The organism is Rhodococcus sp. 06-1474-1B (assembly GCF_002258885.1).
Taxonomy (GTDB): Bacteria; Actinomycetota; Actinomycetes; order Mycobacteriales; family Mycobacteriaceae; genus Rhodococcoides; species Rhodococcoides fascians.
Window position 1 is genome coordinate 367590 of record NZ_NOYR01000027.1, and the last position, 14122, is coordinate 381711.

21 protein-coding genes are annotated in these 14122 nt (G+C 63.8%); 14 read left to right on the plus strand and 7 right to left on the minus strand.

The annotated features are described in order from the left end of the window. Positions 1-71: 71 nt before the first annotated feature. Together CH266_RS25435 and CH266_RS16885 are read left to right on the plus strand one after the other, a co-directional pair. Positions 72-236 carry a hypothetical protein gene (locus tag CH266_RS25435; protein WP_176457123.1) on the plus strand — a complete coding sequence of 55 codons (165 nt, stop codon included), beginning with the start codon at positions 72-74 and terminating at the stop codon, positions 234-236. Next, positions 233-661 (plus strand): ATP-binding cassette domain-containing protein, encoded by a 429-nt coding sequence (locus CH266_RS16885; protein WP_094715759.1) that lies wholly within the window; start codon positions 233-235, stop codon positions 659-661. Before CH266_RS25435 ends, CH266_RS16885 begins: the two co-directional genes overlap by 4 nt. A 91-nt stretch (positions 662-752) precedes the next feature. Here CH266_RS16885 and adhP read toward each other — a convergent pair whose 3' ends face one another. Both adhP and CH266_RS25440 read right to left on the minus strand, forming a co-directional pair. Beyond that, on the minus strand, positions 753-1763 hold the full coding sequence (gene adhP / locus CH266_RS16890; RefSeq protein WP_032371845.1) for an alcohol dehydrogenase AdhP: 1011 nt from the start codon (positions 1761-1763) through the stop codon (positions 753-755). A gap of 18 nt (positions 1764-1781) precedes the next feature. Then, complete coding sequence (locus CH266_RS25440; RefSeq protein ID WP_155289616.1) at positions 1782-1928, minus strand: hypothetical protein; 147 nt, start codon at positions 1926-1928, stop codon at positions 1782-1784. Positions 1929-2018: 90 nt separating this feature from the next. On the opposite strand from CH266_RS25440, the gene CH266_RS16895 reads away from it, so the two are divergent. Next, positions 2019-2471, plus strand: coding sequence for a DUF1003 domain-containing protein (locus CH266_RS16895; RefSeq protein ID WP_094663388.1), 453 nt, complete (start codon positions 2019-2021; stop codon positions 2469-2471). On the opposite strand, the gene CH266_RS25445 is transcribed toward CH266_RS16895, so the two are convergent. After that, a complete protein-coding gene (locus CH266_RS25445; RefSeq protein WP_176457124.1) occupies positions 2446-2946 on the minus strand; it encodes a flavodoxin domain-containing protein in 501 nt (166 codons plus the stop codon). The two genes, CH266_RS16895 and CH266_RS25445, sit on opposite strands and share 26 nt — an antisense overlap. After that, on the minus strand, positions 2943-3374 hold the full coding sequence (locus tag CH266_RS25450) for a hypothetical protein (protein ID WP_176457125.1): 432 nt from the start codon (positions 3372-3374) through the stop codon (positions 2943-2945). The genes CH266_RS25445 and CH266_RS25450 overlap by 4 nt, the downstream gene beginning before the upstream one ends. A 241-nt stretch (positions 3375-3615) precedes the next feature. Between CH266_RS25450 and CH266_RS16905 the strand changes: the two genes are divergently transcribed. From CH266_RS16905 to CH266_RS25910, 5 genes are all read left to right on the plus strand, one after another. After that, positions 3616-4212, plus strand: a complete 597-nt coding sequence (locus tag CH266_RS16905; protein ID WP_094715760.1) for an Rv1733c family protein — start codon at positions 3616-3618, stop codon at positions 4210-4212. A 36-nt stretch (positions 4213-4248) separates the two neighbouring features. After that, on the plus strand, positions 4249-4449 hold the full coding sequence (locus CH266_RS16910; RefSeq protein ID WP_094715761.1) for a hypothetical protein: 201 nt from the start codon (positions 4249-4251) through the stop codon (positions 4447-4449). Between the two features lie 270 nt (positions 4450-4719). Further along, positions 4720-5229, plus strand: coding sequence for a cation:proton antiporter domain-containing protein (locus CH266_RS25900; protein WP_094715762.1), 510 nt, complete (start codon positions 4720-4722; stop codon positions 5227-5229). A 130-nt stretch (positions 5230-5359) separates the two neighbouring features. Then, positions 5360-5668, plus strand: a complete 309-nt coding sequence (locus tag CH266_RS25905) for a WhiB family transcriptional regulator (protein WP_135043299.1) — start codon at positions 5360-5362, stop codon at positions 5666-5668. Between the two features lie 119 nt (positions 5669-5787). Further along, complete coding sequence (locus CH266_RS25910) at positions 5788-6009, plus strand: ANTAR domain-containing protein (RefSeq protein ID WP_230593455.1); 222 nt, start codon at positions 5788-5790, stop codon at positions 6007-6009. A 144-nt stretch (positions 6010-6153) separates the two neighbouring features. On the opposite strand, the gene CH266_RS16930 is transcribed toward CH266_RS25910, so the two are convergent. Next, the gene (locus tag CH266_RS16930) at positions 6154-7383 is read right to left on the minus strand and encodes an EAL domain-containing protein (protein ID WP_081371299.1); all 1230 of its coding nucleotides are present in this window, start codon (positions 7381-7383) and stop codon (positions 6154-6156) included. Between the two features lie 423 nt (positions 7384-7806). Between CH266_RS16930 and praA the strand changes: the two genes are divergently transcribed. Then, positions 7807-8316: an alkane oxidation protein activator PraA gene (gene praA / locus CH266_RS16935; RefSeq protein WP_032366927.1), complete on the plus strand. Its 510-nt coding sequence runs from the start codon at positions 7807-7809 to the stop codon at positions 8314-8316. Positions 8317-8360: 44 nt separating this feature from the next. Further along, positions 8361-9083: a hypothetical protein gene (locus CH266_RS16940; RefSeq protein ID WP_027495562.1), complete on the plus strand. Its 723-nt coding sequence runs from the start codon at positions 8361-8363 to the stop codon at positions 9081-9083. A 69-nt stretch (positions 9084-9152) separates the two neighbouring features. Here CH266_RS16940 and CH266_RS16945 read toward each other — a convergent pair whose 3' ends face one another. Together CH266_RS16945 and CH266_RS16950 are read right to left on the minus strand one after the other, a co-directional pair. Then, positions 9153-10262: a GGDEF domain-containing protein gene (locus CH266_RS16945; RefSeq protein WP_094715763.1), complete on the minus strand. Its 1110-nt coding sequence runs from the start codon at positions 10260-10262 to the stop codon at positions 9153-9155. Positions 10263-10360: 98 nt separating this feature from the next. Further along, positions 10361-10579, minus strand: a complete 219-nt coding sequence (locus CH266_RS16950) for a hypothetical protein (RefSeq protein WP_027495561.1) — start codon at positions 10577-10579, stop codon at positions 10361-10363. 772 nt (positions 10580-11351) lie between these two features. On the opposite strand from CH266_RS16950, the gene CH266_RS16955 reads away from it, so the two are divergent. From CH266_RS16955 to CH266_RS16970, 4 genes are read left to right on the plus strand one after another with little or no spacing between them, the layout of a single operon-like run. Further along, positions 11352-12575 (plus strand): alkane 1-monooxygenase, encoded by a 1224-nt coding sequence (locus CH266_RS16955; RefSeq protein WP_032375140.1) that lies wholly within the window; start codon positions 11352-11354, stop codon positions 12573-12575. Then, entirely contained in the window at positions 12575-12739 is a 165-nt protein-coding gene (locus CH266_RS16960) for a rubredoxin (RefSeq protein WP_027495559.1), read from the plus strand. Before CH266_RS16955 ends, CH266_RS16960 begins: the two co-directional genes overlap by 1 nt. After that, complete coding sequence (locus CH266_RS16965; protein WP_027495558.1) at positions 12736-12909, plus strand: rubredoxin; 174 nt, start codon at positions 12736-12738, stop codon at positions 12907-12909. Before CH266_RS16960 ends, CH266_RS16965 begins: the two co-directional genes overlap by 4 nt. Continuing rightward, positions 12906-14120 (plus strand): NAD(P)/FAD-dependent oxidoreductase, encoded by a 1215-nt coding sequence (locus CH266_RS16970; RefSeq protein WP_094715764.1) that lies wholly within the window; start codon positions 12906-12908, stop codon positions 14118-14120. Before CH266_RS16965 ends, CH266_RS16970 begins: the two co-directional genes overlap by 4 nt. Positions 14121-14122 lie beyond the last annotated feature (2 nt).

Sequence of the window (14122 nt, forward strand, 5' to 3'; positions counted from 1 at the left end):
AATGCCGTTCGTCGACCTACGAGGGTCCTAATGCCCTACGACGGCCGAGCCGAGCCGAGCACGCTGTGTCCATGAGCCGACCGAACAACAACGCCTCTGTTCGCGCAACACGCTCGATACCCGAGGACCTCATGAAGACGACACCGACCACATTGGTGGGGAAGTTCGACCGCTCGAACCTGTCGTGGTTCGAGTGGATCGTCTACCGACTCGTGCGCGGGAGTCGATCACGATGAGCTACGCCATCGAAGTACGCGCACTGAGCAAGAGCTACGGCGGGAAGCTCGTCATCGACGACCTGTCGTTCGTCGTCGAACCCGGCACTGTCACAGGCTTTCTCGGCCCCAACGGATCGGGTAAGTCCACCACGATGCGATTGATCGTCGGATTGGATCGCCCCAGCGCGGGCACCGCACTGATCGGGGGCGTCGAGTACGCGCAGCTGTACCGCCCACTACTCACGGTCGGCACCTTGCTGGATTCCGAGGCCGTCCACCCGGGCCGGACCGCATACGACCACTTGTTGTATCTGGCTCAGACTCAACGTATCCCGGTCACACGCATCATCGACGTACTGAAGCTGGTCGGTCTACGCGACGTCAGTGGCGGCGCGCATTCTGCACCTGAATCGCTGCATTCATCACTGCTCGATTCCTTGTGAGCACACGCGCTGGTCCAGCGCGTGTCTGCCCTCGAGCAACCCTACGGCGAATCGAGCCCATGGGGAACACTCGTCGAGATCGGAGAGCCCCTCAGAACTCGAAAACCTGACGAGCGGTGACGCGTCCGGCCATCAGGTCGTCGAAGCAGTCGTTGACCTCGTCGAGTTTGCGCGACACCGCCGATACCGTCGTTCGTCCGGCCTCGTGCAGTGCGAACACTTCACGCAGATCTGTCCTGGTGCCGACGATCGAGCCGAGTACCGAGATTCCGCCGACCACCGTCTCGAAGATCGGGATCGGGAACACGCCGTGCGCCGGCATCGACACGCACACCAGACGTCCACCGCGGCGTAGCGACCGGAAGGCCTGATCGAACACACTCGGGATGACGGCCAGGACGATCGCGACATCGGCTCCACCGAGCGCCTGAATTGCCTCCACCGGATCGGTCGTCGCCGAGTTGACGGTGTGGTCTGCGCCGAGTTCTTGTGCGAGGTCGAGTTTTTCGTCCTCGATATCGACCGCGGTGACGAAGCCGCCGGCGATCTTGGCGTACTGCACCGCCATATGACCGAGCCCGCCGACACCGAAGATGGCCACGCGCTGCGCCGGGGTGACGCCACCGACCTTGACAGCCTTGTACGTGGTCACGCCGGCACAGGTCAGTGGGGCAGCGTCGAACGAGGAGATCCCGTCGGGAACATGGACGACATACTTCGCATGGGCGACAGCGTATTCGGCGTACGCACCGTCGATCGAGTAGCCGCTGTTCTGTTGCGTCTCGCACAGCGTCTCCCAACCCGAGACACAGTGATCGCATTCGCCACATGCCGAACCGAGCCACGCGATGGCGACTCGCTCACCGATTCTGTCCTTCGACACCTGCGACCCGACCGCCTCGATCACTCCGATGCCCTCGTGCCCGGGGACGAAGGGCAAGGTCGGCTTGGCCGGCCAATCCCCCTGCGCAGCATGGATATCGGTGTGACACACACCGCACGTCTCCATCTTCACCAGCACCTGTTCGGGCGCGGGCTGCGGTATCGGGATGTCCTTGACTATTAGGGGCCCGCCGAACTCGGTGACAACAGCTGCTTTCATCGTGAACTTCCTCCAACATCAGAAACCGGTGCCGTTCTCGACCGTCGAGCAATGCACACCGTCGATGATCGGCGCTGCGGCGGTCGGCGCGTAGGGCCGGAAGTCATCGACCGGTCGGGACGTCTCCCGAGGTGCGCGTGGGGAGGCAAAAGGCACAGCAGTCATGGACTTTCGTCCCTGGTGACTCTGGCGATCAGGGGCCACTCTAGGCACCATGGACACTTCTGCACCCTCCGATTCGAAGACTTGCGAACGATGAACCTGTGGAGAAGACATCCGGGCGTCCGAACCGGTGATGCACTGACCACGGGTGAGCGTGCGGCGGATTACGTCCGAAACGGAATGGGCTCCTGGCCGTTCGTCTTCCTGTTCCTGGGCGTGATGGCGCTGTGGGCCGCGTACAACCAGAACGACGGGTTCGATCCGTACCCTTTCATCCTGCTCAACCTGTTCCTGTCGATGATGGCAGGACTGCAGGGTGCCATTCTGCTGATCTCGGCCAAGCGCGCGGACTCGGTGAGCAGTGAGGTTGCCGTACATACACTTTCGAATACCGCACTGCTGCAGGACATGATCGAAGCGAATACCGTCTTGACCGAATCGGTGGCACAGTTGGCGGCAGAGATTCACGAGCACGTCTGCCCGTCCGCTCGGCGCGTCGGTGCAGGCACGTTCACGAAGGTTACGAGCCCGGTGTCCCAGCCGTGAGACAGGCAAGGATCTCTCGGGCCCAATTGCACACACGAACCCAGTCTCGGAAGTCTCCGGCAACCGCGCCGGAGTTGTCGAAGATCTGACGTTCGCCCACCGAGAGCCGTTCCGCGTCGAGCCGACCGGGAAATGTTCGATGCGAGGACGCATCCAACATCGATACCGCGCGTGCGGCGTCGGCGGTGTCGTTGACCGGTCGGTCGCTCGAATGCAATGGCCCGCAGGAGAACAGCCACACGGGTGGGTGCGCAGACCCGGAGACCCGCTCGACGAGCCGCTTGGCGGTGGGGACCCACCGATCGGAATAGACAGCACTTCCGATGACCAGGGCGTCGTAGCCACTGATGTCGACGACGGAATCCGGAGCGCAGACATCGACCTCGGCTCCCCCGTGCCGGAACACGCGGGCCATCTCCTGCCCGAGCGAGTTCGTCGCTCCGTGCCGTCCGGCGGTCGAGACCAGGATTCTCATGCGGTGCGACTTGCGAGGCGGTTCGTGTACGCCGTGATCCGCCACCCTCGGAGGGCCACGAGAACTCCCAGTACGCCGAACATGCCCTGCAGCCAACTCGTTTCGCCGATCACAAGCGGTTGGACCACTATCCAGGCAGCGAGCAGTACGCCCGCCGTGTGGGCGATGGGGCCGGTCTTGCCGCCACCCGCCAGAGCCGATGCCGCCGCCAGTCCCATCGGCACTCCGACGACCAGAACCAACGCGAGGCCGGCGAGCGCCGTATTCGACAGCGGCAGGCGTGCGTGCGCCTCGGTGCCCAGATCGATGGCACCCGAGGCCAACCCGATCGCGCCACCGAAGGCGTTGATGGAAATTCCGGCGCACACTGCGCCCAGCCACGGCCATCGTCGGTCCCTCGTGGTGAGTGCTCGTGTTGTCGACATCATGAGCTCAGCGTGGCTGCCGAACAATCCGGGAGCTAGGGCACAAGGTCCGCCGCCACGAGGACTTCTCTCCACTTCGCGATGAAACCACGCCCGAACATCACGCGCTTGCGCGCTACCCACGGTCGCATTCACGGGCCACCGCCCTCGCCGTATCGGGACCTTGTGCCCTTACTTACGAGTGCACGGCGTCGGAGACTCGTAATCGACGCCGAACACACGGCGGTGAGGGGTAGGTGACCGCATGCTCGCAGAACTCGCGCACCGGTGGTGGCGCCGAACTCCTTGGTGTTCCAATCCGCTGATGCGACTGCCCGACAGGATCGAACGAACGGCGTACGTCGTCGGTGTCGCGGTCCTTCTGTTGCTGATACCCGTCGCCGCGACGATCGGTTCGGTGACCTACAGCGACCTGTCGACGCGGTCGCGTCAGCAACGGGCACAATACGTTCAGGTCGACGCCCGAGTGATCGACACCGTGCAGTCCACGAGTACCGGCAGCGACAGCACCACGCTCGCCACCGGTGTCGCAACGGTGCAATGGAGTGCACCGGACGGGTCGATTCGCTCGGAATCGACCGAGGTTCCCTCGGACGTCCACATCGGTGAGACCACTCCGATTTGGTGCGACGCGAACGGAACCCTCGCGCGTGCGCCCGTCAGCGAAGTCGGTGCCGTCGTCAACGGGGCCTCTACAGCCGTGTTCGTGTGGGTTCTCGGCGCGGTCGTGGTCGGATTCCTGGTCTATCTCACCACCGTGGCCGGTGATCGAGTTCGCATGCGGCGTTGGGACAGCGACTGGAAAGACTTCCTGCAGGCGCGAAACCACCCCTCGCGGTAGAGCCGTCGAGCATCCACCGTTCGAGGAGACGATGACATGAGCGATCTCGACACCGAATATCGGTCCGCCCGCATCGACTACGACCGCAAACTCATGCGCAGCCCTCTGGCGGCGCAGCTGCGTGTTGTCGAGCAGCTGATGAGACTGATGATGGCCGAGCAAGGCGTGCTGCACCCTGGTGATCTCGTTGCGTCGGCGCTGCCGCCGAACATGCACCCGACGCTGAACTCTGCCTGACGTCGGCGGGGTCGTACAGGTACCGATTCGCGATCCTCGACTGCGGGTCGGCCTCCGGGTGGGCGCTGCGCGGGCTGTGGCCATCGGGCTGCTGGCTACCGCACTCGGCTGGGCCGTCTCCACTGCGTTCGATCCACCGCACCCCGGTCTCTACGCGGTGTTGATGGCATCGTCCTCGGCCGCGGTCATCATGCCGATAGTCGAATCCAGCAAGACGGCCACATACTGCGACACTTCGACCTCACCGGACTGCGCCGTCGAATCCACCATGTGTCTGCCCAGCGTAAGTTCGCTCTCGAATTGCGACTCAACCTGGTTCTGCTGTTCGGCCTCGCGGCCCTCGCGGTCCACACTCATGCGTCGGTGATGCTGGCCGGCTTCGGCTTCGGACTGGCCATCGCTGCGATCGGAGAACCGCGACGTCTGGCGAAACAGCTGTTCGCCATCACCGAAGGTTTCCTGGGTCCGCTGTACTTCGTCTGGCTCGGCGCGTCACTCGACCTGCGTGCGCTGGGTGGCCACCCGAGCATGATCGTGCTGGGGCTCGTGTTGGGTCTGGGTGCAATCGCGGTGCACGGTGCGATGCGCGCGACAGGCCAGCCCGTCGGGCTTGGGATACTCGCGGCCGCCCAACTGGGCGTTCCGGTTTCGGCCGTGACTCTCGGGGAGCAGAGCAGCGTTCTGGCACCCGGTGAAGGCCCCGCCATCGTGCTCGGCGCACTGGTGACCATCGCGGCGGCGGCCGTCATATCTCGGTCTGCTGCTCGTCGTCCTGCCTGAGCGGTGGGCCAGAACTGCTGGGCCCAACGGCGGGTGTTCGGCGCCGCAAGGCATTTGGTTGTTTCGAGTCTCCAGGGATGGGGAATAAGCGTTGTGGAACGATCGGCACGACGCGAAACGGATCACGACGATGACGGATGACCAGGTCTGGCGCCTCAAGGGTGCGTGCATCGAAGACATGGATGCATACGACTCGCAACAACTTCCTCGGCACGGACGCAAACGCGCAGAGAAGGCATGGCGGCTGTGCGCCGACTGCCCGGTGTTGCGGAACTGCGCCGAGCAAACGGCTCGCGATATCGAGTCGGGTCGAATTCCGGTCGGCGTGGTCGTCGCCGGCGCGGCGTACCACGACAATGCCAGCAACGGTCGGCGAACGGATGCCTACCGCACCCTCGAACTTCTGATCGGGAGACCTCTGGCCAACCCGGCTGCCTGATAACGAGGCGGTTACGGAACGCTACGTCACCGGTAACGGCTACGGCACGGTCTGTCGCTTTCACCGCGTGTCTTTCGGTCTCTGACCTGCATGGACGTCAGGTGCGCAACAATGACTGCATGAGCACAGCGCACGTGACGAGGATCGAGGGCCCGCTCGATCTCCAGGACGCGTTGGCGCGTCGCGCGCCTATCGAACAGGCAAAGGGAATCCTGATGGCGGTGCACCGCATCACTGCCGACGAGGCGTTCGCTTTGTTGGTCGAGAGGTCGCAACGTGCCAATCGCAAAGTGCACGACATCGCTCTGGAGTTCGTGCACGAGATGGCCGAGTTGCCCTGACCGACAAGTCGACCCCGCACGCTGTGTTTTCAACGTACGGGGTCTGAGCAATGTGGCAGTCCGGACTACTTCATCACCTGTTGTGCCGTATGCCCTGCCGTGGCTGCCCGAAACATCCAGTACGCACACCACCGGCTCGACGGTTCAGAAGCGCGCGAGAATTGCACGGGCGCAACGGACTACGGTGGCGCGGTCGTACGACATCACATAGTCGAATTCACGATCCGCGTCGGCTTCGCCCCGGTGAAGGTCGATGGCGGCGAGCACTCCGCAGAAATGCGGGCCGAGAACTACCACGTTCCACTCCTCGACGAGTGAGTCCGTCGGGTCGAGCGGGGCGTGCACGATGCCGCCTTCTTGCACGTAGCCCATCCCCACCCCGTAGACACCGGCGTACGAGATCTGCTCCGCCATCGACACCCACCGCGCACGGCTGGTCGGTGTGAAATGCTCGGCCCGCTGAAAGGTGCCGAGTACCAATGTTTCCGGGCCCGACGCCGACGCCTGCATCTCCAGAGACGTGCTCATGGCGACCAACAGACGCTTGGTGCTCCGCGTCGCGACCTTGCCTGCAGCGGCAATCGCGTACGGCGACTCGAGCGCGGTGGCGGGGGTGCTCCAGGTGGGGAACGGCGGCATGATCTCCGCGGCGTCGGCCGGCAACTCTTCGGTCGTCTGAGCAGCCGGGTACAGCTCGCCCACTCCGTAGGTGGCACCGAGACCGAGTGCCCGGCTGCGGTGCACAGCGGTGTCGACTCCGCTGGCCACGACCACGGCACCGGTTCGCTCCACCTGAGCCGACACCGCGTGCGCCGTACGGGCGGTGGCCAGATCGGGCCGGGTGGAGACCATGGAGGAAGACAGAATGATGACATCGGGTTCGATGAGCGGCAGCAGCGTCAGGGATTGCGGTCGGCGACCGACGTCGTCGACGGCAACCACTTTTCCGTCGCGACGTGCCTTGTCGATCGCGGCCAGAGTGCGCGCCGGGCTGTCCACGAGTGCCGCCTCGGTGACGACGACGATGTCGCGACGCAACTGTTCTTCGGTGGCTTCGTCGAGTGCTGCGAGCGAGTCGACATCCATCGAGACCAGCATCGGTAGCCGAACGGCGCTTTCGAGCCGGGCGACTCCCCACGCGAGAACATCGAGTTCACGCTTGGCATCCATGGCGCGAGCGGCGCGCTTGAGTGCATCGGCGGAGGCGAGTGGACCGTCCTTCGGGCCGCGCAGTTGTACTTCGATTGCCGCGAGCGCACCGTTGTCCAGTCGACAGACCGGGGCGAAATACGGCTGCACCGTCAACTCTCCCGTGTCCGTGTCGACTGTTGAACCTACTTCGGCCAGCGCGAACGTCACACCACAGTTTGACATGAAAAAGCCACCCCCGTCACGCAGGGGTTGCTATCTGTTTCAAACCTCTTCGGGTCGTCTTTTCTCGCTGACGCCAGCTTGAACGACTCAGGTGTCGCCGAAGCAATACGGCGCGTCTCGTTTCGGTAACGAACCATAACGGTTCGATAACGCCACAGATGGGTGTCCGACGCGCCCGTCATGCCGACTCCCCCAGAAAAAACGGGCCGAAAACCCATGAAGCACATACCTTCCGAGGTGCCGACCGAAATCAATACCAAGACTTACAACAAACATACCGACCGGATTGTGACTTGTCACTGTCTTGCAAAAGAACATATCCGACATCCATTTCGTCGTCCTAATGTTCGTTTCGGCTGCCGGAGCACCGGAGCCACCGGATGCCCGTCTGGGAGCCGGAAGCTGCTCGGACTTGGAGGATCGATGACGCTCAACCTGCCGTCCCGTACCCGAACGTTCACCACTGTCGCTGCTGCAGTCGCGATTGCCGGGGCCACCCTCGGTGCCGGAAGTGCCGCTGCCGCCACCATCTCACCGGCGAATACCGCCTTCACCGCACCCGGCACGATCGTCGTCACCACACCGGCCTCGTTCGGGGTTCCCGTCAGCTGCTCGATCACCCTGTCCGGATCCACCAGCGCGGACGGCTCGTCGGCGTCGATCACAGACGCGAAGATCAGCGGATCGAACCGCCTCTGCGGCCTGCCGCAGCTGAAGAACCTGCCCTGGACCCTCACTCCCACCAGCTCCACCACCGGTGAGGTCTCGAACGTCGGCTTCTCGCTTCTGGGCTACAACTGCGGGCCCGCAACGCTTGCAGGTTCGTTCGACAATATGACCAACACTCTGACGTCGAGCAACCAGCCGATGTCGGGCAACTGCACGGTGAACAGCCTGTCGGTGCAGCCGAACCCGGCATTCACCTTGTCCTGATCGCCAATTCCTTTCCAGCACAACAACAATATTCAGGAGAGCACGTGAAGATCCGTAACAAAGCCGTCGTCACCGCGACGGCCTTGGCGTCGAGTGTCGCTCTGGCGACCTTGGTCGCCGGCCCGGCCAACGCTGCCGACACCCTTCCCATCACGTTCCAGGCCGACACCACGACCGTGATCGCCAAGACCGGCCAGCCGGTGGTCTTCCCGACCACCGCTCTGGCCACCGACGTCGACCTCGTCGGCGGAACGGTGACCGGCACTCTTGCCTTGCCGCAGGCATCGGCCGATCTGAAGCTGGGCCCGGCGACGCTCGCCAACTTCACCATCTCCATCGTCGACGCCACTCCGGTCTCCGGCACCATTGCAGCCGGCGGTCCCGCCGAGGCACCGCAACTGGAGCTGAATGTCGCGCAGAGCTTCAAGATTCGCATCGACTCCGTCAAGCCCCTCGGCATCGGCGGCACCGGATCGTCCGGGTCGGCGGCACTCGACCTGATTCCCCCGGGGAGCAACTGCGTCACCAGCGAGACCACCGCCAATCTGACCGGTGCCCTCGACGCGATCGATCTGATTCAGAACAACGAGGCCGACACCCATGTGAAGGGCACGTACACGATTCCGCAGTTCCAGAACTGCGGCACGTACACCTCGTTGCTCAACGGTCTCATCGCCGGCCCCAACAACACCCTCGACGTGCACCTGACCAACCCGGTCTTCGACGTCGGAACGCAGCAGGCCATCGCGGCCAAGGTTGCTCCGTAGCAACATATTTCGACTCCGTTGACGGCGTCGACCGGTTCCGGAAGTGGGATCGGTCGACGCCGTCGTTCGTCAGTGCGGCTCGCCGGCCGGCCGCGGCGATCGAGGCTCGCCCTCCGACAGGGCGACGCGGTCGCCGCCGAGCCCCTTGGCCCGGTACATCGCACGGTCCGCGCGACCCAGCAACTCTTCCACTGCGGTGCCGATCTCTCGCGTGTCGACAACCGCATGCGCGATGCCTATCGAGGCGGTCAGTGGGGAGCGATCGGTGGCGTTGCACAGTCGGATTCGTAGTACCTCAGCGCTGGCGACAACCGAGTCACGGTCGTCGAGGGCAATGATGGCGAACTCTTCGCCGCCGAGCCGAACGGTGATGGCGGGTGCCGGAAACACGTCGAGGATGCGGGACGCCGCCAGCCGGATCACGGCGTCTCCCTGCAGATGGCCGTCTCGGTCGTTGACGGCCTTGAAGTTGTCGATGTCCATCACCACGGCCGTCATTCCGGTTGCTGATCCCGGCCGTAGTCGTAGGTTCCCGATCGCAGCGTCGAATCCCCGCCTGTTCTGCAATCCGGTGAGGGGGTCGTAGAACGCGCCGGTGGCATCGCGTCGCAGCATCATCATGAACGTGTGCACGATCAGCGGCGCCGAGAACATCACCAGTATCAAGATCACCAGGTAGACCGTGGCCAGTAACCGTAGTTCGGGTTCGGCCACCAAGGCCGAGCCGTACAGCACCGCGGTCGTGACCAAGGCGAAACCGTAGTGGGCAGTGAGCAGCTTGGGACCGTGGAACCCGACGACGTAACTGCCGATGACGGTGAACAGGGCGGCGGTCGGCAGAACCGTCGTAGGAACACCGATGGTGAGCACCACGGCCGCGAGGACGACGTCGGCGTAGAAGACGAAGGCGATCGACATCTGCCAGCTCGGCCAGCCACCGACCCACCAGGCGACCCCGACCGGGATTGTCGTAGCGACGGTGAACCACAGTGCAGCCGTACCCAAAGTGCCTTCGGCGAGGCCCGGCACCACCAACCCGATGGCCGCCGCCGCGCCGAACAGCCAACACCAGAGGCCGATGAGGATCTTCGTGATCTCGAGCGCCTGCTGCGAGCGCGCGAAGGCAACGTTCCATCCGTAGTCGACTGGAAGTGCCCACCATTCGCGCAGACTGTTCACGTATCTCGAGCGGCTTTCCTCGTGTCCCGACTTGGATGAACCAGTGAACCACAGAAGATACCGCCTGGTACGCGAACGGCAGATGTCTTCAGCAGGCGTCAGCCGCGCATGCCGTCCGCCAATTCGAGCACTCGGCCGGCATAGGTGCCGACGAACGCGTCGAGTGCCTGCTGCGACAACTCAGGGCAACCCGCTCGGCGAAAGTAGTGTTCGAGATCGACCAGCCGGTCACCCATCCCGACGCGTTGGCGGTCGAGGGCCTCGAGCTCGGCGACCAGTGCTTTGAGCTCCGCCACCTTGCGCAACACGTCGTCCATCGCCGTCACCGTCCACTCGCTCGGGTGTCATATGTAGGAGCGGTGGAGCAAGGCTTCCCTCCTCGCTCCACCGACTCGAACTCTACTCCCGATCGAACAGGTGTGCGAATCATATCGGCACATTGGACGGTTTGTACCATCCAACTTGTGCACAAACCCGAGAAGTGACCTACAGTCTGTGCCATGCTCCAGAAAAGGGGTCCGAACGGCGTTCGGCCGCCAGGCTCGACCAGCCCAATCCAATTGGCACTCTTAGCAATACTCATTATCGCGGCGATCGCTCTCGTCGTACTCGCCATCGCCGAGGGCCGCTTCTAGCCGTTCGCCATCGAGCGCGTGCGGCGATGCCCCGCGTTCACTCCTGCCGCTTCGCCACTGACGCTCCGCGGGCTGCGCCGGCATTCTCGCCGACGCAGCCCTTTCGGGTCAGGATCCGAGGATTGCGCTCACTGCGGTGCTGCCGCTCTCGGCACTTCCGCTGCCGATGAGCCCGAGGATGACGTCGACGATGATCTTGGCGATGAATGCGTCCATAACTACTCCTGATGTGAAGTACCCCCGACGGGATACAGACGGACCTGCGAGTGCCGTGACCATTCGTGACCGATCACAACGAGTCGGAAGGTAGCAGGCCGATTCGTCCAATCGGTGACGCTGTGACTGCCGCAACAATCCATCCGCCTGATGTACAAATATCTTGATTTGTACACGCAGGATACAAATTGCGCGTATTGTCCACAGCACAGTGATCCGCCCTACACGAGGAGTGACGATGACGGCATCGAATGTCGACGATCAGGCACAGGCGCCCGTCGACGAGTGGCACGACCGCAAGCGATACCTCTGGCTCATGGGCCTGATCCCGCCGACGGCGGTGTTTCTGGCAACCGGCCTGGTGTGGGCTTTCAACCAGCTCGGCTGGAACGCCGTGGCGCCGGTCTGGTGGTGGATCGGCGCGCTGCTCGTCTACGGGTTGCTCCCGATCCTCGATCGGTTCTTCGGGCCGGACGGCGACAACCCGCCCGACGAGGTGATGAAGGCGCTCGAGGAAGACAAGTACTACCGCTACTGCACGTACGCCTACATTCCGTTCCAGCTCGCCAGCCTGGTGTTCGCCTGCTACCTCTGGTCCGCTGACAACCTCTCGTGGCTCGGCATCGACGGCGGTCTGGGGCTGCTCTCGAAGATCGGCCTGGCCATCAGCATCGGTGTCATGGGCGGCGTGGGCATCAACACCGCGCACGAGCTCGGTCACAAGAAGGACGACCTCGAACGCTGGCTGTCGAAAATCACACTGGCACAGACGTTCTACGGCCACTTCTACATCGAACACAACCGCGGTCACCACGTGCGCGTCGCGACTCCCGAGGATCCGGCGAGCTCCAAGTTCGGTGAGAGCTTCTGGGCCTTCCTCCCCCGCAGCGTGTGGGGAAGCCTGCGGTCGTCCTGGGAACTCGAGAAGACTCGCATGGAGCGACTGGGCAAGAGCACGTGGAGTATTCACAACGACGTACTCAACGCGTGGCTGATGTCCGTCGTCCTCTACACGGTCCTTGCCGTTGCGTTCGGCCCGATCGTGTTGCCGTTCTTGGTCGTTCAGGCAATCTACGGCTTTTCGCTGCTCGAAACGGTCAACTACCTCGAGCACTACGGCCTGCAGCGCCAGAAGAAGGACAACGGCCGTTACGAGCGATGCACCCCCGAGCACAGCTGGAACTCCGATCACATCGTGACCAACATCTTCCTGTATCACCTTCAGCGACACAGTGATCACCATGCCAACCCCACCCGGCGCTACCAGACTCTGCGCAGCATGGACGGAGCACCCAACCTGCCGAGCGGTTACGCAAGCATGATCTCGTTGGCCTACTTCCCGCCCGTGTGGCGCAAGGTGATGGATCACCGCGTTCTCGATCACTACGACGGCGACATCACTCGCGTCAACATCCAGCCGTCCAAGCGGGAGAAGATCCTCGCTGCCTACGGAGCGAAGTGATGGCTGTCTACGAGTGCCCGGTGTGCGAGTTCGTCTACGACGAGACCGCGGGCGCACCGCGCGAGGGCTTCCCGGCCGGAACTCCGTGGTCCGAGGTACCCGACGAGTGGCCGTGCCCCGACTGCGGCGTCCGAGAGAAAATCGACTTCAGGAGCAAGCAATGAAGCTTTACCGCTGTGTGCAGTGCGGATTCGAGTACGACGAAGAGCTCGGCTGGCCCGAGGACGGCATCGAGCCCGGCACACGCTGGGACGACATTCCCGACGACTGGTCGTGCCCCGACTGCGGTGCGGCCAAGGCCGATTTCGAGATGGTCGAGGTCGAGCGCGGGTGACCGCTCGCCAACCCGGCAACGTCGTGATCGTCGGCACCGGGGCCGCCGGATACACCGCCGCCAAAGTGCTTCGCGCCGAGGGGTTCACCGGATCCATCACGATCGTCGGTAGCGAACCGGGGACCACGTACCGCCGACCGACTGTCTCCAAGGAACTGCTGCTGGGTACGAAATCGGTCGATCAGGTTCAGCTCGGTGCAGCCATCGACGGGGTCGATGTACGCACAGGCGTCACGGCTACCGCCGTCACCGATTCCGAGGTGCACCTGGACGAGGGAGCTCCGGTCCCGTACGACGCCCTGCTGCTGGCAACGGGTTCTCGTGCACGACAACTCGACTTACCGGGTGCCGCGCACGTGTTCACCCTTCGCACCGCAGCCGATGTCGCCCCGCTGCAGGCCGAGATCGTCCGAACGAGATCACTGTTGGTGATCGGCGGCGGCCTGATCGGGTGCGAGGCGGCGGCAGCGGCACGATCGCTCGGTGCCGAGGTCACGGTGTTGGAGGCGGCATCGGCTCCACTGAATCGGATCGCACCGGCCGCGATCTCGCAGATGTACCGAGACCTACATGCCGACAACGGTGTCACGATGCACACCGACGTCGCCGTGACCGGCCTGGAGAAGCTGGCCGACGGCACCGTTCTCGCAACCTCCGAGGACGGTCGTTCATGGTCCGCCGGCACCGTGCTGATGTCCGTCGGCTCGGTCGCGAACACCGAGCTCGGGGCAGACCTGGGCCTCGAGACCGCGTCGGGAATCCTGGTGGACGCCGGCATGCGTACGTCGCGACCGAACGTCTACGCCGCGGGCGACGTCGCCGAAGTTCCCAACTCGGTACTCGGCGGGACGTATCGGAGTGAGCACTGGAACGGAGCCGTCGATCAGGCGACCCGGGCGGCGCGATCCATCCTCGGTCTCGACGTCGGTGCTCTCGATGTTCCGTGGGGATGGTCCATGCAGCACGGCGTCAACCTGCAATTCGCGGGGTGGACCGATGCACGCGACGAGTATTTCGTCGTTCGCGGCTCCATCGAAAGCCGTCGGTTCACGGTCTGCGCGGTGCGCGGCAACAGGCTCGTCGGGGCAATCGGGGTAGGTCATCCCAAGGACATCCGGCAGGTCCGCACCCTCATCGCGAGCGCGGACCCCGTAGATCGGAACAGTCTCGAAGAAGGTTGGCTGGACAGGCCACATGCGGTCGTTCGATAGAG